Origin of the sequence: Paractinoplanes ovalisporus, assembly GCF_016834655.1 — a bacterium.
Classification (GTDB): Bacteria; Actinomycetota; Actinomycetes; order Mycobacteriales; family Micromonosporaceae; genus Actinoplanes; species Actinoplanes ovalisporus.
Genome location: NZ_JAENHP010000012.1, coordinates 259,486 through 285,717, shown reverse-complemented (window position 1 = coordinate 285,717; position 26,232 = coordinate 259,486). Strand labels below are relative to the sequence as shown.

The 26,232-nt window shown below is 71.9% G+C and carries 14 protein-coding genes and 1 riboswitch; of the genes, 12 read left to right on the top strand and 2 right to left on the bottom strand.

What is annotated here, in order from left to right; all coding sequences use genetic code 11:
* Positions 1-323 precede the first annotated feature (323 nt).
* The 10 genes from JIG36_RS31175 (at position 324) to JIG36_RS31130 (ending at position 11,084) form a co-directional block, all read left to right on the top strand.
* Complete coding sequence (locus tag JIG36_RS31175) at positions 324-671, top strand: ArsR/SmtB family transcription factor (protein WP_203379953.1); 348 nt, start codon at positions 324-326, stop codon at positions 669-671.
* A 203-nt stretch (positions 672-874) separates the two neighbouring features.
* Positions 875-1,393 carry an SRPBCC domain-containing protein gene (locus JIG36_RS31170; protein ID WP_307872979.1) on the top strand — a complete coding sequence of 173 codons (519 nt, stop codon included), beginning with the start codon at positions 875-877 and terminating at the stop codon, positions 1,391-1,393.
* 64 nt (positions 1,394-1,457) lie between these two features.
* Entirely contained in the window at positions 1,458-1,958 is a 501-nt protein-coding gene (locus JIG36_RS31165; RefSeq protein ID WP_203379952.1) for a SigE family RNA polymerase sigma factor, read from the top strand.
* Positions 1,955-3,178, top strand: a complete 1,224-nt coding sequence (locus tag JIG36_RS31160) for a hypothetical protein (RefSeq protein WP_203379951.1) — start codon at positions 1,955-1,957, stop codon at positions 3,176-3,178. Before JIG36_RS31165 ends, JIG36_RS31160 begins: the two co-directional genes overlap by 4 nt.
* 225 nt (positions 3,179-3,403) lie before the next feature.
* A complete protein-coding gene (locus JIG36_RS31155; protein ID WP_203379950.1) occupies positions 3,404-4,978 on the top strand; it encodes a gluconokinase in 1,575 nt (524 codons plus the stop codon).
* A gap of 78 nt (positions 4,979-5,056) precedes the next feature.
* A riboswitch (cobalamin riboswitch) is annotated at positions 5,057-5,181 on the top strand.
* A gap of 9 nt (positions 5,182-5,190) precedes the next feature.
* The gene (locus JIG36_RS31150; protein WP_438870775.1) at positions 5,191-7,425 is read left to right on the top strand and encodes a VWA domain-containing protein; all 2,235 of its coding nucleotides are present in this window, start codon (positions 5,191-5,193) and stop codon (positions 7,423-7,425) included.
* A complete protein-coding gene (cobO, locus tag JIG36_RS31145) occupies positions 7,425-8,024 on the top strand; it encodes a cob(I)yrinic acid a,c-diamide adenosyltransferase (RefSeq protein ID WP_203379948.1) in 600 nt (199 codons plus the stop codon). The genes JIG36_RS31150 and cobO overlap by 1 nt, the downstream gene beginning before the upstream one ends.
* Positions 8,018-9,367, top strand: coding sequence for a cobyrinic acid a,c-diamide synthase CobB (locus tag JIG36_RS31140; RefSeq protein ID WP_203379947.1), 1,350 nt, complete (start codon positions 8,018-8,020; stop codon positions 9,365-9,367). Before cobO ends, JIG36_RS31140 begins: the two co-directional genes overlap by 7 nt.
* Before the next feature lie 66 nt (positions 9,368-9,433).
* On the top strand, positions 9,434-9,871 hold the full coding sequence (locus JIG36_RS31135; protein WP_203379946.1) for a cobalamin biosynthesis protein: 438 nt from the start codon (positions 9,434-9,436) through the stop codon (positions 9,869-9,871).
* Positions 9,872-9,935: 64 nt separating this feature from the next.
* Positions 9,936-11,084: a hypothetical protein gene (locus tag JIG36_RS31130; RefSeq protein WP_203379945.1), complete on the top strand. Its 1,149-nt coding sequence runs from the start codon at positions 9,936-9,938 to the stop codon at positions 11,082-11,084.
* A 90-nt stretch (positions 11,085-11,174) separates the two neighbouring features.
* Here the strand turns inward: JIG36_RS31130 and JIG36_RS31125 are convergent, their stop codons facing one another.
* Complete coding sequence (locus JIG36_RS31125; RefSeq protein ID WP_307872978.1) at positions 11,175-13,586, bottom strand: GH92 family glycosyl hydrolase; 2,412 nt, start codon at positions 13,584-13,586, stop codon at positions 11,175-11,177.
* A 145-nt stretch (positions 13,587-13,731) separates the two neighbouring features.
* On the opposite strand from JIG36_RS31125, the gene JIG36_RS31120 reads away from it, so the two are divergent.
* Positions 13,732-13,965 carry a hypothetical protein gene (locus JIG36_RS31120; RefSeq protein WP_203379943.1) on the top strand — a complete coding sequence of 78 codons (234 nt, stop codon included), beginning with the start codon at positions 13,732-13,734 and terminating at the stop codon, positions 13,963-13,965.
* Positions 13,962-24,596 (top strand): beta strand repeat-containing protein, encoded by a 10,635-nt coding sequence (locus JIG36_RS31115; RefSeq protein WP_203379942.1) that lies wholly within the window; start codon positions 13,962-13,964, stop codon positions 24,594-24,596. Before JIG36_RS31120 ends, JIG36_RS31115 begins: the two co-directional genes overlap by 4 nt.
* A gap of 9 nt (positions 24,597-24,605) precedes the next feature.
* On the opposite strand, the gene JIG36_RS31110 is transcribed toward JIG36_RS31115, so the two are convergent.
* Positions 24,606-26,084, bottom strand: a complete 1,479-nt coding sequence (locus JIG36_RS31110; RefSeq protein ID WP_203379941.1) for a glutamate-cysteine ligase family protein — start codon at positions 26,082-26,084, stop codon at positions 24,606-24,608.
* Between the last annotated feature and the right edge of the window lie 148 nt (positions 26,085-26,232).

Here is a 26,232-nt window from a genome sequence, read left to right as displayed (position 1 = left end):
GCGGGCGGCGCGGCGGTGAGTTGGGCGCGGCGGCGCGGTGGCGAGTAGGGTGCGGGCGGCGCGGCGGTGAGTTGGGCGCGGCGGCGAGTTGGGTGTGGGCGGCGCGGTGGCGAGTTGGGTGCGGACGGCGCGGCGGTGAGTTGGGCGTGGCGGCGCGGCGGCGAGTTGGGTGCGGGCGGTGCGGCGGCGAGTTGGGCGGGTGTCGGGTGGGTGGGCGGCACCGGAGCCGGCTGAAGCGGGACGAAAGCGCGGGATCGAGCGCCGGACCGCCGTACCTCGTGCATGCCTTGACGGTTATATAACTGGCATGGCATGTTGGAGCAATGGACGCGTTGGCTGCCATTGCGGAACCCACCCGGCGGCGGATCGTTGACGGGCTGCGGCTTCGGGAGTGCACGGTCTCCGAGCTCGTCGACATGCTCGGCATGAGTCAACCCGCAGTCTCCAAACACCTGCGGGTGCTTCGCGAGGCCGGCGTCGTCAGTGCGCAGACCCGGGCTCAGCAGCGGGTCTACCGGCTCGAACCGGGGCCGTTCCGTGAGCTCGACGCCTGGCTCGCACCCTACCGGCGCATGTGGACGCACCACCTCGGCGAGCTCGAACGGCACCTCGACCGCAAGGCGGCCGGCCCGCGCCTCGGCAACAAGGCCGGCCCGCGCCTCGACAACTAAGCCGGCCCGCGCCTCGACAACTAAGCCGGCCCGCGCCTCGACAACTAAGCCGGCCCGCGCCTCGATGACAAAGCCGGCCCACGCCACGACGACAAAGCCGGCCCACGCCACGACGACAAAGCCGGCCCACGCCTCGATGACAAAGCCGGCTCACGCCACGACGCAAATCCAGCCCATGCCACGGCAACAAATGAGGAGGAACCGTGAACCTCGACGTCGGCAACGCGCGCGGCGCCAGTCTTGAAGGGGTGCAGGCGCCCTGGACGCTGGTGTTCGTCCGGGAGCTGAAGCACCCGCCGCAAGCGGTCTGGGAAGCGCTGACCGACCCGGCCGAGCTCGACCAGTGGGCGCCCTTCGCGGCCGAGCGCGACATGAACGCGCTCGGCCCCCTGACGTTGACCATGGTGGACGGTGACAACCGGGAGGACACCCGGGCCGTCGTACGGGTGGCCGACGCGCCCAAGGTGCTCGAGTACTCGTGGGACGAGGACCTGCTGCGCTGGGAACTCGAACCGTCGGGCGAGGGCACTCGGATGACACTGCGCCACACCCTGGTCGGAGTCACCGACGCCTCCTTGGTGGCGACCGGCTGGCACGTCTGCGTCGTCGTTCTGGAGCACCTGCTCGACGGCGACCCGCACGGCGTCGTCCGCGGCCGTGCGGCCGAGGAATACGGTTTCGACGAGCTCAGGGCGGCGTACGGGGAAATTCTCGGAATGTGATGCAACCGCCCCGCACCTCTGGTTGTCCTGTGACAGTGAGGGCGACCAGGGGGAGACGACGGGGATGGCCGGTGCGGCGTTCGACGACTTCGTGCGGAGCAGATCAACCGGTCTGCTGCGCGTCGCCTACCTGCTGACGGGGGACCGGCACGCCGCCGAAGACCTGCTCCAGGAAGTGCTGGAGCAGATGTACGTGCGCTGGCGTCGCATCGAGGGCGCCCCGGAGGCGTACGCGCGCAGGGCTCTGGTCAACCGCGCCACGAACCGCTGGCGGTGGCGGGCGCGCCGGCCCGAGACGACGCTGGACAGTGGACACGAGAAGCCGGGTCGCGACCACGGTGAAGACGTTGTGATCCGGGCCGCGGTGCTCGACGCCCTGCGCGGCCTGCCGCCGAAACAGCGCGCGGCGGTGGTGCTGCGCTATCTCGACGATCTGCCGGTGCACGAGGTCGCGGCCGCGCTCGGCTGCAGCGACGGCACCGTCAAGAGCAACACCGCCCGCGGGCTCGACCGGCTCAAGCAGGTGCTCGGACCGGCTCTGGTCACCGATGGGGGAGAGCGATGACCGACACCGATGTCCGGGACGCGCTGACCCGCGCGTCCGGTCACCTGGATCCGGCTCCGGACCTGCTCGACCGCGTACGGGCCGGAGGCCGTCGAAGGGTCGTGCGGCGCCGGAGCGTCCTCGGTGGTGCGCTGGCCGCCTTGGCCGTCGGTGCGGTGCCCGCCGTCCGGGCCGTCCGGGGCGCACCCGTCACCGCCACCGCGGCCGGCGATCTCGGGCGCGACGCGGAGTTGCTGGAGCGGGTCCGCGCGGCGTGGCGGTCGGCCGTCCCGGGTCTGTCCGGTCAGCCCTACGTGCATTGGGCCGGAAACACCCCGGCCGGACCGGTCGCGCTGATCACCCAGTCCAGCGCCGACACCGTGATGGACCACCAGGGTTTTGTCGAGACGGTCGGCGGCCGGTTGCGGGTGGTCGCCGGGACGCTCCTCGTCGAGCCGGGCACGGTCGGGCCGGCGGCGATCCTGGCCGGGGCCGGCCGCGACGTGCTGGTGCTCGCCACCGGAGGTCAGTCCGTGTGGTACTCGGAAACCTACGAGATCAACGCGGCCGGGCGGGTCGACCGCACCTTCGTCCAGGTGCCGGACCAGCGCGAGGGGGTCGTGGTCTATCCGCGGGTCGACAACACGGGGATCGCGTTGATGCTCAGCGGCGGGCGCACGCCCCGGGTGCCGATCCTGAACTTCGACGAGCGCTTCGGCGGTGCGCGACCGGTGCGGATCGAGCGGGTGCTGCCGGGCGCGGGGACGGCCCGGCTCACCGACTCCGAGAAGATCCGCTGGGACCTGGGGAGACAGACGGGCTTTCTGGATCCGTACGGGTACCACTTCGACGAGGGGCCGGCCGAGTGGTACCTGCGGGGTCGCACGGCCGACGGGCGCCGCCTCGTGGTGCAGACCCTCGTCCTCAATGGTGAGGCGCGCGTGTTCTGCCTGGTCGGAGCCGCGAACTCGACGCCGGTGGTGCACTATCTGGGTGCGTACGGGACGGGTGTTTCCGCTCGTCTGAAGGTGCCCGGCGGCGACGTTCTCGTGCTGCGGGCGCGGCTGCCGGAGAAACTGGGCGTCGCGGTCGCCGCCGACAAATGCCAACTGCGTTTCCGCGTACGGGATGGGGCCTGGCTGCCGGTGTCCGGGAACGCGGCCGTGCTCCCCGAGGCCGCGACCGAACTGGAGGTGACCCCTCCGGATGGTGCCGCCATCGTTCCGCTGCCGCTGCCCTGAGTCGTGCGCCCCGGCTGTGGCTCGTGTCGTGCGCTCGGCCGCGGCTCGTGTCGTACGTCCGGCTGTGGCTCGTGTCGTGTGCTCGGCCGCGGCTCGTGTCGTACGTCCGGCTGTGGCTCGTGTCGTGTGCTCGGGCGCGGCTCGTGTCGTGCGTCCCGGCCGCGGCCCGGGTCGTACGGCGGCCGCTTCCGTGAGGAAAGGGGGCGTGGCGGATAGGTTGGTGGCATGGACGTTGTGATCGGCATCGACACCGGCACCACCGCGACGAAAGGGATCGCCGCCGCGCCGGACGGGTCGCTCCGCGCGCAGACCAGCGTCCACTACCCGTTGAGCGTTCCCGGGCCCGGGCGCGCCGAGCTCGACCCGGTCGCGCTGCGCAACGCCGCGGTCAAGGCGCTCATCGACGTCGCCTCGGCCTGCCGCGAGAACGGTGACCACGTCGTCGCCATCGGGCTCAGCGCTTTCCTGCACGCCGTGGTGCCGATGGACGCGGCCGGTGGCCCGCTCGGCCCGCTCGTCACCTGGGCCGACGGGCGCGCCGGTGAGCAGAGCGAACGTATTGTCGCCGACGGCCGGGGCAAACGGCTCCAGGCCCGTACGGGAACGCCGGTCCACCCGATGTCGCCGCTGACCAAGCTCGCCTGGTGGCTCGACAATGACCCGGACACGCTGCGCCGGACCCCGCGCTGGGGTGGGGTGAAGGAACTCGTGCTGGCCGGGCTGGCCGACGCCCCGTACTCGGTCGATCTCTCCATCGCCAGCGGCACCGGGCTCTACGACATCCACGAGCGGCGCTGGGACCCCGAAGCCCTGGAACTGGCCGGTGTGCGCGCCGAACAGCTGGCCGAAGTGCTGACCACGACGACCCGGCTGCGGCTGCGGTCCGACGTGGCGCAGGCGGCGGGCCTCGACCCGGCGACGCCCCTGATCATCGGGGCGGCCGACGGGCCGCTGGCCAACCTGGGCGTCGGCGCCACCCCGGCCGGGGTCGGGGCGATCTCGCTGGGCACGAGCGGCGCCCTCCGTACGGTGGTCGACCGCCCCACCGCCGACAAAGCGGGCCGCCTGTTCTGTTACGCGCTGACCGAGGACCGCTGGGTGATCGGGGGCGCGGTCAACAACGCCGGCTCGGTCGTGCGCTGGGCCGGGCAGAGCTTCGCGGCCGGGTTCGAGCGGCCGGGCGCCGAGGGGGAGGACGCCGACGAGCGGGACGCCGCCCTGCTGGTCGAGGCGCAGGGGGTGGCGGCCGGCAGCGAGGGGCTGCTGTGCCTGCCCTACCTGCTGGGCGAACGCGCGCCTTGGTGGCGGCCCGGTCTGCGCGGCGCCTATCTGGGGTTGCGCCGCGAGCACGCCCGGGCTCATCTGGTGCGCTCGGCCGTCGAGGGCGTGTGCCAGCAGCTCGCCCTGGTCAAAGACTCGTTCACGGCCGAGGGCATTCCGCTTTCGGCCGTACGGGCGACGGGCGGAGCGGTCGCCTCGGAGCTCTGGGTCGGCGTGCTGGCGGCGACGCTCGACCTGCCGGTCACGGTGGCCGACACGCCCGAAGGCACGGCGCTCGGGGCGTGTCTGCTCGCCCGGCACGCCATCGGCGAGCTGCCCGACCTCGACGCGGCGGCGGCCCTGGTGCCGATCGGCGAGCCGACCCGGCCCGACCCGCGGAACGCCGAGCTGTACGCCCGGTTGCGGCCGCTGGTGGAGACGTCGGCGCTGGCCGTGCAGGACGTGGTGAAGGAACTCGACCGCCTCGCCCCGCAGCCGCTGCCCACCACCGAGAAGGCCGTGTCGGACCGCGCCCGCTGACCCGGACAGGGCGGCGCTGGTCACCCCGCGTTGACTCGGTGCGTGGCGGTAGGAAAGCATGGCGGGCGAGCGGTCGCGGAGGAACCCGGTGTGCAATCCGGGACGGTCCCGCCACTGTGACCGGGGAGCGACCCGCGTGACATGCCACGGCCCCTAAGGCCGGAAGGCGCGCGGCGAGCGACGATCCGGGAGTCAGGAGACTCCGGCCGCTCGTGCCAACCGCCGCGCGGGCGTGGACACCCGCGCAGAAGGGGATCCACGTGACGCCGTACCCGTTCTCGGCCGTGGTCGGGCTCGCCGACCTGCGCCTCGCCCTGCTGCTGACCGCCGTCTCGCCCGCCGTGGGTGGAGTGCTGGTGCGGGGTGAGAAGGGCACCGCGAAGAGCACCGTCGTGCGGGCCCTGGCCGCGCTGCTGCCCGAGGTCGCGGTCGTGCGAGGGTGCCGCTTCGCCTGCGACCCGGCCGCCCCCGACCCGCTCTGCCCGGACGGGCCGCACGCCGCCGACTCGCCGGGCCTGCATCGGGCCGCGAACCTGGTTGAGCTGCCGGTCGGCGCGACCGAGGACCGCGTGGTGGGCACGCTGGACATTCAGCGTGCGCTGGCCGACGGGGTGAAGGCGTACGAGCCGGGGCTTCTCGCCGCCGCCCATCGTGGGGTGCTCTATGTCGACGAGGTCAACCTGCTGCCCGACCACCTGGTCGACCTGCTGCTCGACGCGGCGGCGATGGGGCGGGCCCACGTCGAGCGGGACGGGGTGTCGGTCAAGCACGCGGCCCGGTTCCTGCTGGTCGGCACGATGAACCCGGAGGAGGGCGAGCCGCGGCCGCAGTTGGTCGACCGGTTCGGGCTGGTCGTCAACGTCGCGGCGCCCCGGGAGGCGCGCGACCGGGCCGAGGTGGTGCGGCGACGGCTGGCGTACGAGGCCTCGCCCGATGATTTCGCGGCCCGGTTCGCCGGGGACGAGCGGGAGTTGGCGGCGCGGATCGTGGCGGCCCGTGAACTGCTGCCGCGCGTTGTGCTCCCGGACGGTGAGCTGGATCGGATCGCCCTGATCAGCCTGGCCTACGGGGTGGACGGGATGCGCGCCGACATTGTCGTCGCGCGGTGTGCGGTTGCGCTGGCGGCCTGGCACGGGCGGGAGCGGGTCACTGCGGACGACGTACGGAATGCGGCCCGGCTCGCCCTGCCGCACCGGCGTCGCAAGGACCCGTTGGATCCGCCGGGCTCGGACGAGCAGAAGCTCGAGGAGGCGCTGGCCGAGGCGGATGCGCAGCACGGGCCGGACGACGACCCCGACGACCCCGACGGTGGGGGACCGGGCTCGGGCGGCGGTCCGGATGACCATCCCGACGGCGACTCCAATCACGATTTAGCGGATAAATCGGGTGAGGGAGAAGTAGGCGAGGGAGCGGGCGACGGAAGCGCGGGCGGCGAAACAGCGGGCGACGATGGGGGTCGCGCGCGCGATGGCAGCTCGCCGCGTAGCAGGAGCTCGATGCGCTACGGGAGCTCGATGCGGGACGGGAACGGCGCGAACTCCGATGGCAGCCCGCGCGATGGGAACGCGATGCGCGACGGAGGCTTGAACGGCGACGCGACCAGCGGCGACGCGAGCAGCGGCGACGGCACGAACAGCGACGACGGGCAGAACGGCCGGCGCGCCACGCCGGAGAACGCCGCGAGCCTGGCCGCCGCGGTCGCGCCCGGCACGGCGTACCGGACGAAGACCCTCAGCATCGCCCGCCGCGGCGAGGGTGGGCACGCCGGCCGGCGGTCACCGTCGCTGTCGCGGCGGGGGCGGGTGATCGGGTCGCGGGTGCCGCGCGGCAAGCTGGCCGGGGCGCCGCACCTGTCGGCCACCCTGCGCGCCGCCCTGCACCGGGGCGTGCGTGAGGTCGACCCGCGTGACCTGCGGGAGGCCGTCCACGTGGGACGCGAGTCGAACCTGGTGCTGTTCGTGGTCGACGCGTCCGGCTCGATGGCCGCCCGCAAGCGGATGACCGTCGTCAAGACCGCCGTGCTGTCGCTGCTGCGCGACGCCTACCAGCGGCGGGACCGGATCGGGATGATCACGTTCCGGGGGCACGAGGCCGAGCAGGTGCTGCCGCCGACCTCCAGCCACGAGGTCGGGGTGCTGCGGCTCGCCAGTCTGCGGACCGGGGGCCGTACGCCGCTCGCGGAAGGGTTGAAACGGGCGGCCGCGACGATCGCCACCGAACGCCGCCGGGATCCGCGACGACGGCCGCTGCTGATCGTCGTGACCGACGGGCGGGCGACCAGCGGGCCTGACCCCGTACGGATGGCGCCTGCTCTGGCCGGTGTGTCCACGGTGGTCGTCGACTGCGAGTCCGGCCCGATCCGGCTCGGCCTCGCGTCACGGCTGGCCACGGCACTCAACGCCGACGTGATGCCGCTGGAGAGCCTGCAGACGGGACGGGCCGCCTGATGCCACAGGGCAAAGTGACCTCCGTACCCGACGATGGTCTGACCACCCGGCAGCGTCGCCGGCAGGCCGTGCTCGCCGTGCACACCGGTCACGGCAAGGGCAAGTCGACGGCCGCGTTCGGCATGGCGCTGCGGGCGTGGAGCGCGGGCTGGCCGATCGGCGTGTTCCAGTTCGTGAAGTCGGAGAAGTGGCGGGTCGGCGAGGAATCCGCGCTCAAGGCGCTCGGCCAGGCCGGGGGAGCGCCGGTGACCTGGCACAAGATGGGCGAGGGCTGGTCGTGGATCCAGCGCGCCGGCACCGAACGCGACCACGCGGCCGAGGCCGCCGAGGGCTGGGCGCAGATCAAACGCGACCTCGCGGCCGAGACGTACAAGTTCTACGTGCTCGACGAATTCACGTACCCGATGAAATGGGGTTGGGTCGACGTGGACGACGTGGTGGCCACGCTGGCCGCCCGCCCCGGCACGCAACACGTGGTGGTCACCGGCCGGGACGCGGCGCCGGCCCTGCTCGAGGCGGCCGACCTGGTGACCGAGATGACGAAGGTGAAACACCCGATGGACGCGGGTCGCAAGGGTCAGCCGGGCATCGAATGGTGACCATCCCGCGCGTCGTGATCGGCGCGCCCGCCTCGGGTCACGGCAAGACGACAGTGGCGACCGGCCTGCTGGCGGCGTTCGCGCGCCGGGGCCTGCCGGTGGCGCCGTTCAAGGTCGGGCCCGACTACATCGATCCCGGCTACCACGCCCTCGCCGCCGGTCGCCCCGGCCGCAACCTCGACCCCGTGCTGGTGGGGGAGAAGGAGATCGGGCCGCTGTTCGCGCACGGTTCGCAGGGCGCCTCGCTCGCGGTCATCGAGGGCGTGATGGGCCTGTACGACGGGCGGACCGGCGCCGGCGAGACGGGTTCGACGGCCCAGGTCGCCGGCCTGCTCGACGCGCCCGTGATCCTGGTGGTCGACGCGGCCGCCCAGGGCCGCTCGATCGCCGCGCTGGTCCACGGTTTCCGGAGCTTCGGCACCGTACGCATGGCGGGCGTGATCCTGAACCGGGTCGGCTCGGACCGGCACGAGGCGATCCTGCGCGAGGCCTGCGAGGAGGTCGGCACTCCGGTGCTGGGCGCGCTGCGCCGGGCCGACGCCGTGGCCGCCCCCTCGCGCCACCTGGGTCTGGTGCCGGCCGCCGAACGCCGGGCCGAGGCCCAGCAGTCGGTGGACGCCCTGGCCACGCTGATCGAGTCGTCGGTCGACCTGGCCGAGGTCATGGCGATCGCCCGCTCGGCCCCGACGCTGTCGGTCGAGCCCTGGTCACCGGTCGCGCCGGAGCCGGTGGCGGGCCGTCCGGTGGTCGCGCTCGCCGGTGGTCCCGCTTTCTCCTTCGCGTACGCCGAGACGGCCGAACTCCTGGCCGGCGCGGGCGCCGAGGTGGTGACCGTCGACCCCCTGCACGACGAGGCGCTGCCCACCGGAACCCGCGGCCTGGTCGTCGGGGGCGGCTTCCCGGAGGTCTACGCCTCGGAGCTCTCGGCCAACGAACCCCTGCGCCGGGCGGTAGCCGACCTGGTCACCGGCGGCGGCAAGATCGTCGCCGAGTGCGCGGGCCTGCTCTGGCTGTGCCGAAGCCTCGACGGCGCCCCGATGTGCGGCGTGATCGACGCCGAGGCGGCCATGACCCCCACGCTGACCCTCGGCTACCGCGACGCGGTGGCGCTCACGGACAGCCCCCTGGCCCCGGCCGGAACCCGGGTCACCGGCCACGAGTTCCACCGCACGACGGTCCACCCCCGCTCGGGCTTGCTGCTGTCACCCGCCGGCGGCGCGGCGTGGGCGTGGCGGGGCGCCGATCCCGAGGGTTTCGCCACGCCCGCTGTGCAGGCCTCCTACCTGCACCTGCACTGGGCCGGAAACCCCGCTTTCGCGTCCCGCTTCGTCGAGTCCCTGTGACGGTTTGCGTTGTGAGCGCCCTCCCTGTGAGCGTGCGCTTATGAGCGCCCAGTTAGCGAACGGCGTGTGACTGGCTGGCCGGGGCGTGGCCGTGCGGTGGTTGTCGGTCTCGGCGCGCGGCCCTCGGCGACCATGGCCGACCTGCTGACGGCCGTCGACACGACCCTGACCACGGCCGGTCTGTCCGCATCGGACGTGACGACCCTGGCGACGCTTGATCGGCGGGGCGGCGATTCCGCCGTACGGGAAATGGCCGTTGATCGTGGTTGGCAGCTGGCCCTGTTCGCGGCGGCCGATTTGGCGGCGACACCCGTGCCGTCGCCGAGCGGAGCGGTGGCCGCGGCCGTCGGCACCCCGAGTGTCGCCGAGGCCGCTGCCCTGCGTGCCGCCGGCCCGGACGCCTCACTCCTCGTGCCGAAGCGCATCTTCCCCAACGTGACCGTGGCGATAGCGACCGCCGTCTTCACCAAGGCCTCGCGGGAGTTCCTGGACCCTCTGGGCTGATCGTTCCCGTTCGTCGCCCGATCAGCCGGGGTGCGTGGTTCGCCGGTTTCGTTACCCTCCCGGCATGCAGGCCGCTCTCTATTTCCCCTTCATCAACGTCCCGCAGACGGCGTGGTGGACTCGGACGCTTCTCTACTGGGACCAGGTGGGCACGATCACGCCCGGGGAGTACATGCGGCGTCCCGATTTCTTCGACGGGCACACACGCGATCTCGTCCGCGCCGAGCTGTTGGTGCAGCGCGGGCCGGACGAAGCCGGCTATGTTTTCGCCGAGAAATTCGCCGCCTACCTCGCCCGGCTGAGTCCGAAAGAGATCAACCGCCGCCGCGAGGCCTTCCGGCGGGGCGAGGTCACGCGGATCCACCAGGACAAGATGTTCTACATCCAGGGCTTGGACGATCTGCCGGCCGGGTTGTCGACGGAGGACTCCTGGAGCGGGCGCGGCTACTGGGTGTTGGTCGAGCGGACCACGGCCGACGAGCTCATGGCCGCCTTGGCGTTGGCGCTGTGCCAGAAACGGGACTTCGCCGGGAACGCCCGCAAGAGCTGGATGCCGGTGACCGACCGGCCGGAGGCGCTTGACACGTTGCTCAGCGGCTTGGAACTCGTCCCGGCCGGCCGGGAGGCAACCGACCCGGACAGGGCCGACCGGGACGTCGACCGGGAGGAGCAGCTGACCACTCGTCGCCTCGACGCCGACTCGCCCCGCGCCGAGATCCGGACCGAGCTACTCGCCGATCTGTTGCCGGTGCCCGCCGAGCCGCTTTCCGTCGACCGGATCCTGCGTTTTCGCGAGAAGCGAGGCGACCTGCTGCCTCAATTGCGCCGGCACATCGAGGAGCGGGTGCGGGCGGCGGCCGACGCAACGGATGAGCGGTCCCAGTTCCAGATCTTGCAGGACGTCCGCGACGAGTTCGAATCGCGGGTGCAGGAGGCGGAGGGATATCTCAAGGAGGCCGGCGCCACGCGGATCGCCCGGTCGCCACTGCTCAAGGTCCTCAAGTTCGTGCCGCTGCTCAAGGACCCGGTGGAGGCGCTGCAGGATCTGGCCGAGAGCCGGCGCAAGCACGCGAACTTCACGTCCGAGCCGCTGGCCTATCTGGCGTTCGCGCGGGTCGAGTTGTTCCCGGTCCAGCGCTACCGCAGCGCCCACGAGCGGGGGCTTCCGCTGCTCGAGGCGATTGCGGCCGACGCACGAGCCGGGAACGGCTGAGCGGTCGGAGCACGAGCCGGGCCGGGAACATCTGAGCGGCCCCGGGGTACGGGCCGGGAACGGCTGAGCGGCCCCGGCCCGTACGGGAAATCAGTTGTCTTTCGGAAGGTCGGCCGGACCGGTGGCCCACGAGGTGTTCGCGGTGGTGCCCAGGGTGAAGTCGAGCGTGCCGCCGCGCTGGACGAAGGACTCGGGGAGCCACGACCTGGTCAGGCGCGAGCCGTTGAGGCGGGTGCTCTGCACGTACTTGTCGGTGGTGCCGGCATTGATCGTGAGGCGGACGTTGTTGCTCCGGTTGATCTCGACCCGGGTGAAGACGGGGCTGCCCAGCAGCATCTCGGCGCGGCCGGGCACCTGCGGGAACATGCCGATGGCGGCGAAGACGTACCAGGCGCTCATGGTTCCCAGGTCGTCGTTGCCGGGCAGGCCGCCGGGTCCGGTTCCGTACGCGGTGTCGACGATCTGCCGCACGGTCTCCTGCGTCTTCCACGGCTGGCCGAGCCCGTTGTACAGCCAGGGCGCGTGGATGCCGGGCTCGTTGGTCGGATCGTAGCGCAGCGCGTTGCCGCCCAGAACCGCCCAGTTGCCGTTCTCGTCGTGGAACAGCGAGTCGAGCCGGGCGGCCGCCGCCGGTCGCCCGCCCATCAGCGTGGCCAGGCCGGACACGTTCTGCGGCACCATCCAGGTGTACGTGGCGCTCGACCCCTGCGCGAACCCGACGTCGGTGGACGGGGTGAACCCGGCCTGCCAGGAGCCGTCCGCGCGGCGCGCCGCCTGATGACCCACGGCCGGGTTGTACGTGTTCTTCCAGTAGTCGCCGCGCGGCCGGAACTGGCGGGCGAGGTCGCCGCGGCCGGCCCGCTGCGCCCACATCGCCAGTGAATAGTCGGCCAGCGAGTTCTCCAGGGTCTCGGCCGCACCGCCCCAGCAGTGGCAGATGTCGTTGGCCGCGTACTTCAGGGCCAGGTAGGTGTTCAGGGTCGGCCGCTGCCCCTTGCACTGGCCGGGGCAGCCGGCGTCCGACAGCGCGTCCGGGTTCTGCACGGTGGCCTGCCTGACCAGCGAGTCGAGGGCCGCCCGGCTGTCGAAGTTGCGGACGCCCATCGCGTACCAGGTGGCGAGCGTCGGCGCGGCCGGGTCACCGGTCATCACGTGGGTGGGCGCGCCGAGGTGCAGCCATCGATCCCAGACACCGCCGTTCTGGGCCGCGAAATCGGCCATCGACGTTGCCATGTCACCGGCCACGTCGGGTCGCAGCAGCCCCAGAAGCTGGATCTGCGCCCGGTACTGGTCCCATCCGGAGAAGGTTCCGTACGCCGCTTTCTGGCCCGGCCGGATCCGGTACGTCTTCATGTCGGCGCCGAGATACTGCCCGTCGAGATCGTTCATCGTCTGTGGCTGCATCAGCGAGTGGTAGACCGCCGTATAGAAGGCCTTCGTCCGGTCCTCGGTGCCGCCACCCACCCGGATCCGCTTCAGTTCGGCGTTCCAGGCAGCCCGGGTCGCTTCCCCGACCGTCGATGGCGTGACCCCGTCGGGGACCTCCGTGTCGCGGTTCGCGGCCGCCCCGGAAAGGCTCACGTACGAGATCCCGACCCGCATGCGGACATCACTGTCCGTAGTCGTGTCGAATCCGACCCAGCCGCCCGAACCCTTTCCGGCCCGGTCGGCCCCGGTCAGATATCCCTCGCCGCCGGAGGCCGAAAGAGAGTCAGGCGTCAATGTCGAGTTCTGCCACGTGCCGGTCCGCGCGAAGTCCCGGTCGAACGCGGCGCTGAAATACACCTTGTAATAGGAACGGCGGTTGGGGTTGGTCGCGCCCCCGCCGTTGCCCCGCCGGCCGCAGAATCCGCCGGTCAGAACCCAGCCCTCGACGGTCCTCCGCTCGGGCGAGATCGTGATGGACGCGTCCTCGCTGCCATTGAGCGAATTCGACGTCCGGAACAGGAGGCTGGCCTCCGATCCGGCCGGGAAGGTGAAGTCGCCGACGCCGGCCCGGGTGTTCACCGCGACGTCGGCGCGGGCCCCCGAGTCGAGGGTCACCGCATACCGCCCGGGGGTGGCCGATTCATTCGCGTGGCTGAATGACGAGGCGTACTTGGCATCCTTCGTGTCGGCCGTGGGGGAGGAGTCGACCGGACCCACGTACGGCATGATCGGCACGTCTCCGGCGGCCCCGGGTGAACACCCGGCGCCATTGACGTGGGTCAGGCTGAAGCCCCGCAGCCGGGTGACGTTCCAGTCGTAGCCGTTGGAGGCCGGCGCGCTGGTCTGGTCGCCGGTGGTGGCGGTCGGGCTCCAGGCGATCATGCCGAACGGCCGGGTCGCGCCGGGCCAGGTGTTGCCCCCTCGGGTGGAGCCGACGAAGGGGTCCACGTACGCCGCCGGATCGGTCACGAGGGCGACCGGAGCGGCCTCGGCCGGCGCGGCCGCGCCCAGTGTGAGCCCGACCAGCAGGGCGGCGGCTCCGGTTAATGTCCGACGAATTCCTGGTATCGACACGCGTCTTCCTCTCTCGAGCTGCCGAAAACGTACTCCACGGGGCCGTTTCCGGGGCCTGCGGAGGGGTGAACTGCGCATGGACAGTCTGCATCGAGAGTGATGGATCGATTACCCGCCGAAACTGGAAACCGTTGCGGCGTAAGGCGTGGAGGCGTTTTTCCGGGTGCCCGCGGTGTGCCCGCGCGAACTTCGCGGTGTGCTCGCGCGTTCCATTGAGGACGCGCGGGTCGGCCGGTCGGAGAGTGTCACGGAAGGGCCTGGTGGGAATGGCGTGAATATTGTGACGGACAATTTCGGCGAGAATGCATCGGACGAATTGTCAAGACGTGCGGAAAACGAAGGACATATGCCGCGGGAGGCGATGAAAATCGACCTGTGATCTGCCTTCGGTCTATTCCGGTCAAGCGTTTCGCAGCGGTGATCGTGCTCGCGCTCGCGCTGGCCATGCTCTGGAATCCCACCGCCGCGCGTGCGGCCGCGGGAGCGATCAACACCTCGGCCCAGGGCGCCCGCGTGAACATCGGTCTGCTCGGCCTCGTCGGGTTCCCGTCGATCACGCTCGGGTTGCCCGCGCAGCAGAACTGGACGACCGGGGGCAGCACCGCCACCAAGACCGACCTGGGCGTCGACCTGCTCCCGGCGCCGCTGCCCAGCATCATCAAGGTCGGCGCGATCACCGCCACCGCCCAGCCGGCCACGGGCGGCGGCCGGGCCCAGGCCGACGTGGCCGGGCTCAACCTCCTCGGCGTGAACAGCCCGGCGGTCCTGAACCTCGGCGCCATCCGGACCCAGTGCCAGATGACCTCGACCGGAATCACCGGGACGACCGACATCGCCGACCTCAAGGTCCTCGGCCTTTCCGTCAACCCGGACGTCAACCTCGACCTGGGCAACCTTCTCGGTGGGATCGCCTCGGGCTGGATCGACCACCGGACGGCGGCGTGGGACAGCACCACCGGCCGGCTCGACTACACGATCCGGGCCGTCGACCTCAAGCTGCTCAAGGGCACCGGCCTGCTGACCATGATCGCCAACGGCGACGTGGTCATCGCCGAGTCGGTCTGCTCCGGCATCGTCAAGCTGGGATCGGTCACGACCTCTCCGGTCAACCTGGTCCCGGGCAACAGCGCGACGCCCTCGGTGAGCGTGCAGAACACCGGCGACATCGCCGCGCCGAACACCACGATCACCATCCCGGCCCCTCCGACCGGCTACACCGTGGGAACGCCGAGCATCACGGGGAGTAACGGAACCGGGTCCTGCGCCGTCGCCTCGTCGGGCACTGTCACATGCACGAACGTGACTGTCCCGGGCGCCGGCACGGTGAAGGTGAACGTGCCGGTGACTCTCAGCGCCACCGCGACGAACGCCGCTGACTGGTCGCCCGCGGCTCGCACCATCACCGCCAACAGCACGCCGGTCAGCGGATCGTCGACCGTCATTCCCGCCTCCGGCTCCGGCACCCTGGTCGCCGCCCAGCCCGCGGCCAGCACCGGTGGCTCGTTCGCCGTCCCCACCCCGTCCACGCTGACCGCCGGCAAGACCGCCACGACTTCGATCACCGTCTCCAACCAGGGACCGTCGAACGCCACCACCACGGTGACCATCCCGATCGACAACGCGCCGGCCGGCGTGTCGGTCACCTCGGCCAAGGTCGGCTCGACCCCGTGCAGCGTCACCACCTCGGCGATCACCTGTTCCGGGGTCAGCGTGGCGGCCGGAAGCGCGGCCACCATCGATGTCGCCACCAAGGCGACACTGGCGGCCGTCCCCGGCACGGTCTGGAACCTGCAGGGCATGACGGCCAACCTCAACGGCACCCCGATCGGCGGCCAGGCCAAGTTCCTCACCGTCGGCGACCCGGACGTCAACCTCACCGGCGGTGTCAGCATCACCCCGGCCAACGGCACCCCGGGCGGCGGCACCGCCACCGCCACGGTGCGGGTCGTCAACACCGGCGGCACCACCGCCGACCCGGCGACGATCACGATCCCGGCACCGCCCGCCGGTTACACGGTCGGCTCGGTCACGACCAGCAACGGCATCGGCACCTGTGCGCAGCAGGCGAACGGCAGCATTCAATGTACGGGCGTCCGGATCCCGTCCGGCAGCGCCAACGCAGTGACCATCTCGATCCCCGTCACCCTGGCCGCCAACGTGACGGCCAACTGGAGCGCGGCCGCCGGCACCGAGGTCAGAGCAACCACCACCGACTCGACCGGCACCGCCACCGGCGCGATCATCAACGCCGTCCCGCGGTCGACCCTGGGCATCACCGCCACCGGCCCGGCCGACGGCACGGTCAATCCCGGCCAGAACACCTCCATGGCGGTCAACGTCTACAACCAGGGACCGTCGGACGCCCGCAACAGCGCCTTCGTCGTGGTCGCCCCGCCCAACACCACGTTCGGGACGCTCACCGCGCCGACCTCGAACCTGTGCACGAACCTGACCTCGACCACCCTGCGATGCACGATCAGCATGGGTGCGGGTGACCCGGCCACCGGGCTGACCCTGCCGCTGGTCGTCTCGGCCGCGGCCGACCCGGCCACCCCGATCACCGGCGGTTGCGTCAGCCTCGACAACGACAGCGCCTGCGACGGACCGACCGACCAGGCCCTGCCCACGGTCAAGCTGCGCACGCCGCTGGCCACCCGCCTCACCACCAGCACCGACGCCGCCACCATCACGCCCGGCACGAGCGGCACCGGCAAGCTGACCCTCACCTCGACCCAGGCCGAGACCGGCGTGACGGTCACCATTCCGACCACCGGCCTGCCCGTCGGCTTCACGGTCGGTCAGGCGACGGTCGCGGGCGGCACCGGCACCTGTACGACCGGCTCCGGCGCCATCACGTGTACCGGCATCACGCTGACGGCCGGCCAGGCCAAGGACATCTCGGTGCCGATCACGGTCGCCTCGAGCGTGACGCCGCCGCAGGCCTGGTCCCCGTCCGGCATCGTCATCGCCACCGGCAACGAGCAGGTCAGCCGCTCCGGCTCGCTGGCCGGCACCGGCACCGGCAACTACACCCTGACCGCACCCACCCTGACCGTGCCCACCGACGGCTCGGTCGAGCCCGGCGGAACCACCTCGATGCAGGTGGCGGTCAGGAACATCGGCCCGTCCGACGCCACCAACGCTTCCTTCAGCGTACGGGCCCCGGCCGGCACCACCTTCGGCGCGCTGAGCGCTCCGGCCACGCCGATGTGCACCCTGACCAGCAGCACCGTGGTCACCTGTACCACCACCCTGACCGCCGGCTCCAGCACGTCCACGCTGACCCTGCCGTTGCAGGTCGGAGCCAACACCGATCCCGACAAGACCGTCACCGGGGGCTGCGTCGACCTCGACGGCACGCCGGGCTGTGGCTCGTCCGACACGGCGATCCCGTCGTTCACGCTCAAGGTGCCGTTCTCGATGCAGGCCACGGTGACGGCCGATCGCGCCGACGTCACCCCCGGCTCGACCGCGACCGCCACCGTGCACGTCGCGGCGCCGCACAACGACCTGTCCGGCGTGACCGTCACGATCCCGCTCACCGCGCTGCCGGCCGGGCTCACCGTCACCGGCCAGACGCCCGGCGGCTGCACCCGCACCGCCTCCGCGGTGACCTGCCCCGGTCTGTCCATCACCAAGGGCAACACCGCCGACATCGGGCTCACCGTGAACGCCACCTCCTCGTCGACGGCCGGCACGGGCTGGACCGCGACCGGCATCACCGTCGCCTCGGGCTCGGACTCGATCACCTCCGCCCAGGAGCTGGCCCGGGTCGGCGCGGCCCAGCCGGCGCTGAGCGCGGCGATCACCCTGCCCGCCGGCACCCTGCTGCCGGGCGCGACCGGCAACCTGGACGTCGCGGTGACCAACACCGGCCCCTCGGACGCCAAGAGCGCCCCGGTCGTCGTGACCGCCCCGCTCGGCGCCACGTTCAGCCCGCTCAACGGGGCCACCGCCACCGCCTGCACGCTGAGCCCGGACTCGCGCACCGCCACCTGCTCGGTCGATCTGGCCGCGGGCGCGCCGGCGGCCGGCCTCAGCTTCCCGCTGCGCGTCGACGCCACGGCCGCGCCCGGGTCGACCCTGACCGGAGGCTGCGTCGACCTGGACGGCCAGCCTGGCTGCTCGCCCACCACCGACAAGCCGATCGCGAGCATCACTGTGGGCACGCCGCTGCAGCGTCGGCTGACCGTCACCACCAACCCGGCGACCCTGGTGCCCGGTCAGACCAACCGGACCGCGGAACTCACCATCAAGTCGACCGCGACGGAGAGCGGACTGACCGTCACCATCCCGACGATCAACCTGCCGGCCGGTGTCACCGCCAGCTCGGCCACCGTTCCCGGCGGCACCTGCACCGTCAACGCCTCCGCGATCGTCTGCTCACCGGTCAACCTGCCGACCGCCGGTCAGACCGTCACCGTCGCGCTGAACACCTCGGCCCTGCCGTCGACGGCCGCCGCCACCTGGACCGCGGCCGGGATCACGGTGGCCAAGGGATCGGACACGGCCACCGCCAGCGGCGACCTCGCGGTCATCGGCCAGCCGCAGACCACCGTGACCGCGGACGCCTCCGTCCCGCCCAACGGCGCGGTCACCGCCGGCAGCAACGCCGACATCACGGTCAAGGTGTCCAACGGCGGCCCGTCGAACGCCAGTCCGGCCACGTTCACGGTGCGGGCGCCCGACGGCACCACGTTCGCCGCCCTGCCGCCCAACACGGCCAGCATCTGCACCGTCGGCCCGGCCACCGTGGCGACCTGCTCGGTCAACCTGGCGGCGGGCGCCGACACCGGCAACCTGATCTTCCCGGTCGCGGTGCCGGTCACCGCCGACCCGTTCGTCACTCTCGGCGGGGGCTGTGTCGACCTCGACGGCGCCGCCGCGTGCACGGCCGGCGACAAGGTCATTCCGGCGATCACGCTGAAGGTGCCGTTCGACCGCCGGGCCGCGATCACTGCCACTCCGGCCACCGTCACCCCGGGCGGTTCCGGCAGCGTGAAGGTGCGGGCCACCTCACTCAAGAGCGGCGACAACCTGAGCAACCTCACCCTGACCGTGCCGCTGGCCGCATTGCCGCCGAGCCTGATCGTGGGCACACCGGCCCCGGGCGCCTGCGCCAAGAGTGGCAGCACCCCCGACACCGTGGTCTGCTCCAACGTCAGCATCACCGGCGGGGGCTACTTCGACCTCACCCTGCCGGTCAGCGCCCCGGCCTCGGCCGCCGCCGGCGTGACCTGGACCGCCACCGGCATCACGCTGGCCTCCGGCAGTGAGAGCGTCACCGCGACCCGGGCGCTGGCCACCACCGGCGCGGCGACCTTCGCCCTGAACCCGACCGTCACCATGCCGAGCGGGTCGATCGAGCCCGGCGCCACGACGGCGATCAGCGTCTCGGTCAACAACCCGGGCCCGTCCGACGCGACCGGCGCCAAGCTCGCCTACAACGCTCCGGCCGGCACCACCTTCGGCACGCCGACCGGGTCGCTCGCCGTCGGCTGCACCGTGGACAGTCCGACCCGGATCACCTGCAACAACGTCAACCTGGCGAACGGCGCCACCGGAACCTTGACCCTGCCGATCACGGTCGACGCCAGCGCCGACCCGACCAAGCCGATCAGCGGCGGCTGTGTGGACGGCAACGCCGACGGCTACTGCACGAGCGACCCGGCCGACACGGCCTTCACCTCGTTCGCGCTGACCGTGCCGTTCTCGCAGCGGGTCTCGGTGACGACCACGAGCACCCCGGTGTCGCCCGGAACCACCGGCACGGCCAGCGTCGTGGTCACCAACTCGGGGAACACCAACCTGACCGGTCTCACCGTGACGGTGCCGCTGCCCCCGGTGGGCAGCGACGTGACCCTGACCCCGACGGCCGGTTGTTCGATCGTGGGTTCGACCATCACCTGCACCAACGTCTCGGTCACGGCCGGCGGCAACACCACCATTCCGATCGATGTCGCGATGGCGGGTGGAGCCCCGGCGACCACGGCCTACGCGTCCACCGTGTCGGTCTCGGACGGCACCCCGGGCAACACCGTCACCGCCCGCCGGGTGGTGGCCAGCGCCGGCAGCGCCGCCTACACGCTGGCCGCCCAGCTGACCGGCCCGGCCGACAACACGGTCCTGCCCGGAACCACGACCTCGATCACCGCGGTCATCTCCAACACCGGCTCGAACGCGGCGGTCACCGCGCCGGTCACCATCACGGCGCCGACCGGCACCACGTTCGGCACCCTGGCCCCGTCCGTCTCGACCGCCTGCACCCTGGTCAACCCGACCACGCTCTCCTGCGGCGTCGACGTCTCGGGCACGGCGGTGCCGCCCGCGCTGCCGGTGACCTGGACCCTGCCGATCAGCGTGCCGGCCGGGACGACGGCCGCGACGCTCACCGGCGGCTGCGTCGACCTGAACGACAACGGTGCCTGTGCCACCGCCGAGCAGTTGCCCACGATCGTCATGCGCAAGGCGTTGTCGGCGGTGCTGGTTCCCAGCGGCACCCCGCCGACGATCACCCCGGGCAACAGCGGCAGCTCGGTGATCACGCTGGCCGCCTCCGAGACCCGTACGGGCCTGGTCGTCGGTCTTGATCCGGCCGGTCTCCCGACCGGAGTCTCGGTGACCGGCGCCAGGATCAATACCACCGACTGCCAGGTCACCACCAACGCGGTCTCGTGCCCGGCGACGACGATCAACGCCGGTGCCACCGCCGAGCTGACCGTCGACGTCGCGACCGGGCCGTCGTCTCCGGCCTCGTCCGGCGCCGGCTGGTCGCAGGCGCTCACGGTGACCCAGGCCGCCGAGACCCTGACCCTGCACCCGACCATCGCCAAGATCGGTGCCGCGGTCAGCTCGCTGACGGTCGCCCTGGTCGTCCCGGACGCCGGCACCCTGAAGCCCGGCACCACCGGCGAGATGGACGTGACCCTGACCAACCCGGGACCGTCGGCCAACCCCACCGCCCGGGCCGTGTTCACGGCGCCGACCGGCACCACTTTCGCCGCCCTGTCCGGCCCGGCGGCCGCTCTGTGCACGGTGGACTCGCCGACGCAGGTCTCCTGCGGAACCTCCCTGGGTGTGGAGTCCAAGAGCTTCACCCTCGGGATCAGCGTGCCGGCCAACGCGAGCACCAGCAGCCCGCTGACCGGCGGGTGCGTCGACATCGTGTCGGACGGTGTCTGCCCGGGCCCCGGTGACCGGACCATCCCGGCCATCACGCTGGCCAAGCCGTTCAGCGCGCAGGCCGGGCTCGGCATCAGCCCGCTGACCATCGTGCCGGGCACCTCGGACACGGCGACCCTGACCGTCGCGCCCGACCGCCCCCTGAGCGGGATGACCGCGACCGTTCCACTGAGCGGCCTTCCGCAGGGCCTCACGGTGATGTCGGTGACCGGGCCGAGCGGGTCGACCTGCACCTGGGTCGGCGCGATCACCTGCACCGGTGTCAACGCCACGACCAGCACCACCAACCTGATCACCATCACCGTGCGGGCCGCGGCCTCGATGGCCTCGGGCACGGTGTGGTCGCCCAACCCGGTGACGCTGACCAGCGCCGCCGGCGACACCGCCCAGGTGACGGGGACACTCGTCCGCACCGGGACCGCTGCCACCAACCTGTCGTTCGACATGAGCGCCCCGACGACGCCGGTCGCCCCGGGCTCGACGGCCACCATCACCGCCACGGCCGCCAACTCCGGGCCGTCCGACGCCACCGGCCTGGTCGCCCGCCTCATCGCGCCGACCGGCACCACCTTCGGGCCGCTGACCGGCCGGGCCGCGACCGACTGCACACCGGTCGGCAACACGCAGCTCGACTGCCGCACCAACCTGCCCGTCGGCGCCGCCGCGGCCCAGTGGGCGCTGCCGGTGCGCATCCCGGCCAACGCCAACCCCAACGCCACGATCAGTGGCGGCTGCATCGACCTCAACCGCGACGGCGCCTGCGCCGCCGCCCCGGCCGACTACCCGCTGCCCTCCATCGCCGTGCAGGCGACCCTCGACCAGGCGGTCACCGCCACGGCCACCAGCCCGGCGATCGTGCCCGGCCGCAACGGCACCGTCGCGGTCACCCTGACGACGACCCGGGCGGCCTCCGCCGTCACGGTGACGATCCCGACCACCGGCCTGCCGTCCGGGGTGACGATCGCCCAGGCGCAGTCGACCAGCGGCACCTGCTCGGCCGTGGTGAACGGCGCGATCACCTGCACCGGCGTGAACGTGCCGGTCGGCAGCGGCGGCACCACGATCACGCTCGGCGCCGACGTCGCGACCGCCGCCACGCCCGGCCAGCCGGCCTGGACACCGACGCTCACCCTGGTCGAGGCTGGGGTGACCGCGGCCAAGGCGATCAGCTCGACGCTGGTCGGCGCGGCCGACGCCAAGCCGGTGGTGACGTTCACCGTCCCGGCCGCGCAGTCGCTCAAGCCCGGCGACACCGGCGCGATCGACGTGACCGTGACCAACCAGGGCACCTCGACGGCGAAGAACGTGCACTATCTGTTCCGCGCGCCGACCGGCACCACGTTCCAGCCTCCGACCGGCACGACCGCGAGCCTGTGCACGCGGAACCCGGCCGGCACGGTGGTCGACTGCAGGGTCACCGTGGACGGCAGCGCGAAGGTGCAGTTCCCCCTCCCGCTGCAGGTGTCGCCGACCGCGGACCCGGCCAGCCCGGTCTCCGGAGGCTGCGCCGACGTCAACCTCGACAACAACTGCGGCGGGACGAACGACGTCACGATCCCGGCCATCCAGCTCGGCCAGCCGGCCGGTCAGCTGGTCATCTCGGGCACGCCGGGCACGGTCACGCCGGGCAGCACCGCCACCGGTCAGGTGAAGGTCACCTCGGCCGGGGCGATCACCGGCGCCACCGTGGTCGTGCCGCTGAGCACGCTGCCGGCCGGGTTCACGGTCACCGGGGCGACCGGCCCGGGCAACGCGTTCTGCTCGGTGAGCACCACCGAGATCCGGTGCACGGGCGTCGCCCTGAGCACCGGCACCACGACCGCCGTCACGGTCACCACCAAGGTGGCGGCGACCGTCGCGCCCGGTGTGGCCTGGCGGGCCACCGGTGTCACGGTGACTTCGGGCTCGGACTCGGCCACCGGGGCGGCCGACATCGCCACCAGCGGCGCCCGCGTCGCGGCGGTGACGTTCAAGGCGACCCCGGCCAGCACGACGGTCAAGCCGGGCGACTCGACCTCGGTGTCGGTCGTCGCGACCAACGCCGGGCCCTCCAACGCCGTACGCAGGACGGTGACGATGACCGCGCCGACCGGCACCACCTTCGGCACGCTCACCGGCACCGCGGCCCAGGACTGCGTGATCTCCGGCTCGACCGTGACCTGCACGTACGACCTGGACGCGAACCAGTCGAAGACGTACACGGTGCCTCTGGTCGTCTCGAGCTCGGCCAAGAACGGCGACACCATCGCCGGCGCCTGCGTGACCGCCGACGGGGCCAAGGTCTGCGGGGCCGACGTGAAGGTTTCGGTCGACAACACCTCGACCAACCCGTCGATCAGCAAGACCGGCACGCTGTCGTTGACCAGCGCGGTCGTCGCGGCCGGAGCGTCCGGTACGGCAGAGGTCAAGTTCTCGTCGACGGTGGCGCACACCGGTCTGACGCTGACCGTGCCGCTGACCGCCCTGCCCGACGGGTTCAGCGTCACCTCGGCCACGGTCGAGGGGGCCACCTGCACGGTCGGCGCCACGGCGATCAGCTGCACCGGCGTCGACCTGGCGGCGAACGTGGCCAGGACGCTGTCGATCGGGGTCGGTGTGGCCTCGAACGCGGCCGCCACCGCCTCGTGGACGGCCACCGGCATCACCCTGGCCGACCCGAAAGACGCCGACGACAAGCTGACCGCCAGTGGCCTGATCGTCAGCACGTCCCGGCGGTCGTACTCGGTCGGGGTGACCTACGGCAGCCCGTCCAACACGTCGCCGCTGCCGGGGCAGACCACGACCCTGCCGATCACGTTCACCAACGCCGGGCCGGACGACGCCAGCCCGTACACGACGACGATCCAGCTGCCGGCCAACACCACCGCGGGCACGTTGCCGGACGGCTGTGTGCTCGGTGAGACGGGCCGGACGATCGTCTGCACCGTCTCGCTGCCGGCCGGCACGTCCCGGCTGATCCAGGTGCCGATCGTGATCGGCAGCGACCTCAAGGGCGGCGAGAGCATCACCGGCGGCTGCATCGACGGCGTGCTCGGCGACGACCCCCAGCCCGACGGCGAGTGCGGCGGCGACGCCGACGTGTCGATCCCGGAGGTCACGCTGGGCCGCTACAAGGTCAACCTGGCCGTCACCTACAACGAGCCGGCCGTGACCGTGGGCCCGAACGCAACCGGCGTGGTGGTGAGGATCCCGTACACCAACGAGGGCACCGACACGGCCGACAACGTCCGGTTCACGGTGGTGCCGCCGACCGGCGTGGTGGTGCGGTCCGCGTCCGTCGTGCTCGACAACACCACCGTCAGTGAGGGTGTCGTGGTGGCTGCGGCGACCGACGCCAAGACGGTCGCGGCCACCTGTGAGGGCGTCGGCGGCGCGGCGGCGTCGAATGCGGTCGTCTGCACGGCTCCGGATGCGGCCGGCCTGTACGGCAGCCAGCTCCTGCTGACCATCGACGGGTCGAAGGCCACCAAATCGGGCACCCAGCCGATGAAGGTCACGATCAGCACGACCAGCACCGAGGGCAACTCGCAGGACAACACCGTGTCGGTGATGCTGAAGCTGACCGCCAAGGCGTCCAGCGGTGGCGGCAGCGACAACGACGGCGACGACAACGGCGGCGGCAAGCTGCCCACCACGGGCGCCCAGATCGCCGGTACGGCCCTGGTGTCGCTGCTGATGATCGTCGCCGGTGCGACGCTGATGCTGGCCATGCGGGAACGGCGGCTTCCGACCCCGGCCTCGGTCCGGATTCCGGTCCGGGTCCCGCCGTACTCGCCGCGGCACTCGCGGCCCCGCTGGTCGCCCACCAGCCTGCTGCGACGCGAGTAGGGACGCCGGTCAGGCCGGGTAGGGCCACTCGTGCACGGGGAGGTTCTCGTGCATGAGTGGCAGGTAGCGCCGGAGCATCTCGTGCAGGGCGGCCTGGCGGTCGTTGCCGTCGGCCTCCAGCGCGTGCAGGGTCTGCACCTGCCAGGCGGCGCCGTTGCGGTGGGTCAGGCAGCGCTGCTCGATGATGCCGAGCAGGCGGTCGCGCTCGCCCTGGGAGACGCCCCAGCGCTCCAGACCCTGGTGGGCCATCGGCAGCAGCCGCCGCAGCACCAGCTCGGTGACCTGGATGTAGCCCATGCCGGGCCAGAACACCGTGGCGTCGATGCCGTGCCGGGCGCAGGTGTGGAAGTTCTCCTCGGCCGCGCTGAAGCTCATCTGGGTCCACAGCGGACGTTCCGCCTCGGCCAGCGTACGAATCAGGCCGTAGTAGAACGCGGCGTTGGCCATGGTGTCCACAACGGTCGGTCCGGCCGGCAGCACCCGGTTCTCCACGCGCAGGTGCGGACGGCCCTTCACCACGTCATAGATGGGCCGGTTCCAGCGGTACACCGTGCCGTTGTGCAGTCGCAGCTCGCTGAGCTGAGGAATCTCGCCCCGCTCGAGCATCTCGGCCGGGTCGGCGTCGTCACAGATCGGCAACAGGGCGGGGAAGTAGCGCACGTTCTCCTCGAAGAGGTCGAACACGCTCGTGATCCAGCGTTCCCCGAACCACACCCGCGGCCGTACGCCCTGGGCCCGGATCTCTTCCGAGCGGGTGTCGGTGGCCTGCTCGAACAGCGGGATCCGGGTCTCGCGCCACAACTCCCGGCCGAACAGCAGCGGTGCGTTCGCGCCCAGGGCGACCTGCACCCCGGCGATCACCTGGGCCGCGTTCCAGTAGGCGGCGAACTGGGCCGGACTGACCTGCAGGTGGAACTGGGTGCTGGTGCAGGCCGACTCGGGCGCGATCGTGTCCGTGGTCACGGCGAGCCGGTCCACGCCGTCGATCCGGATGTCGAGATCCTCCCCCCGGGCCGCGAAGATCTGCTCGTTGAGCAGCTTGTAGCGCGGGTTGGCCGAGAGCGCGTCGTCGGTCATGTGCTCGCGACGCAACGTCGGCAGGATCCCGATCATCACCGTGTGCGCGCCGACCGTACGGGAATGCTTCTCGGCGTTGTTCAGACTGGCCCGTAGCGTGCGTTCCAGGTCGGCGTTCTCGTCGCCGGCCAGCCGCCGCGGCGGCACGTTGATCTCGATGTTGAACTGGCCCAGCTCGGTCTGGAAATCGGGGTCGGCGATCGCCCCCAGCACCTCGGCGTTGCGCATCGCCGGGTCGCAGTTCTCGTCCACCAGGTTGAGCTCGATCTCCATGCCGGTCAGGGGCCGCTCGAATTCGAACCGCGACTCCCGCAGCATCGCCGCGAACACGTCGAGGCTCCGGCGGATCTTGTGCCGGTACTTCGCTCGGTCCTCACGGGTGAAGTTGGCCTGCTCGACGTCCTCGCCCACGGCACACCACCTCTCTCGCCAGCTTCCATCAAACTCGCACAGCCCGGTGTGTCGCGCCAGACGACACCAAAGCATGAGATCGCACGTGGTGTCCCTCTCATCGCCGTCGATGTGAGGCAGGTTGACGCCGGCGAACACGATCGCAGCG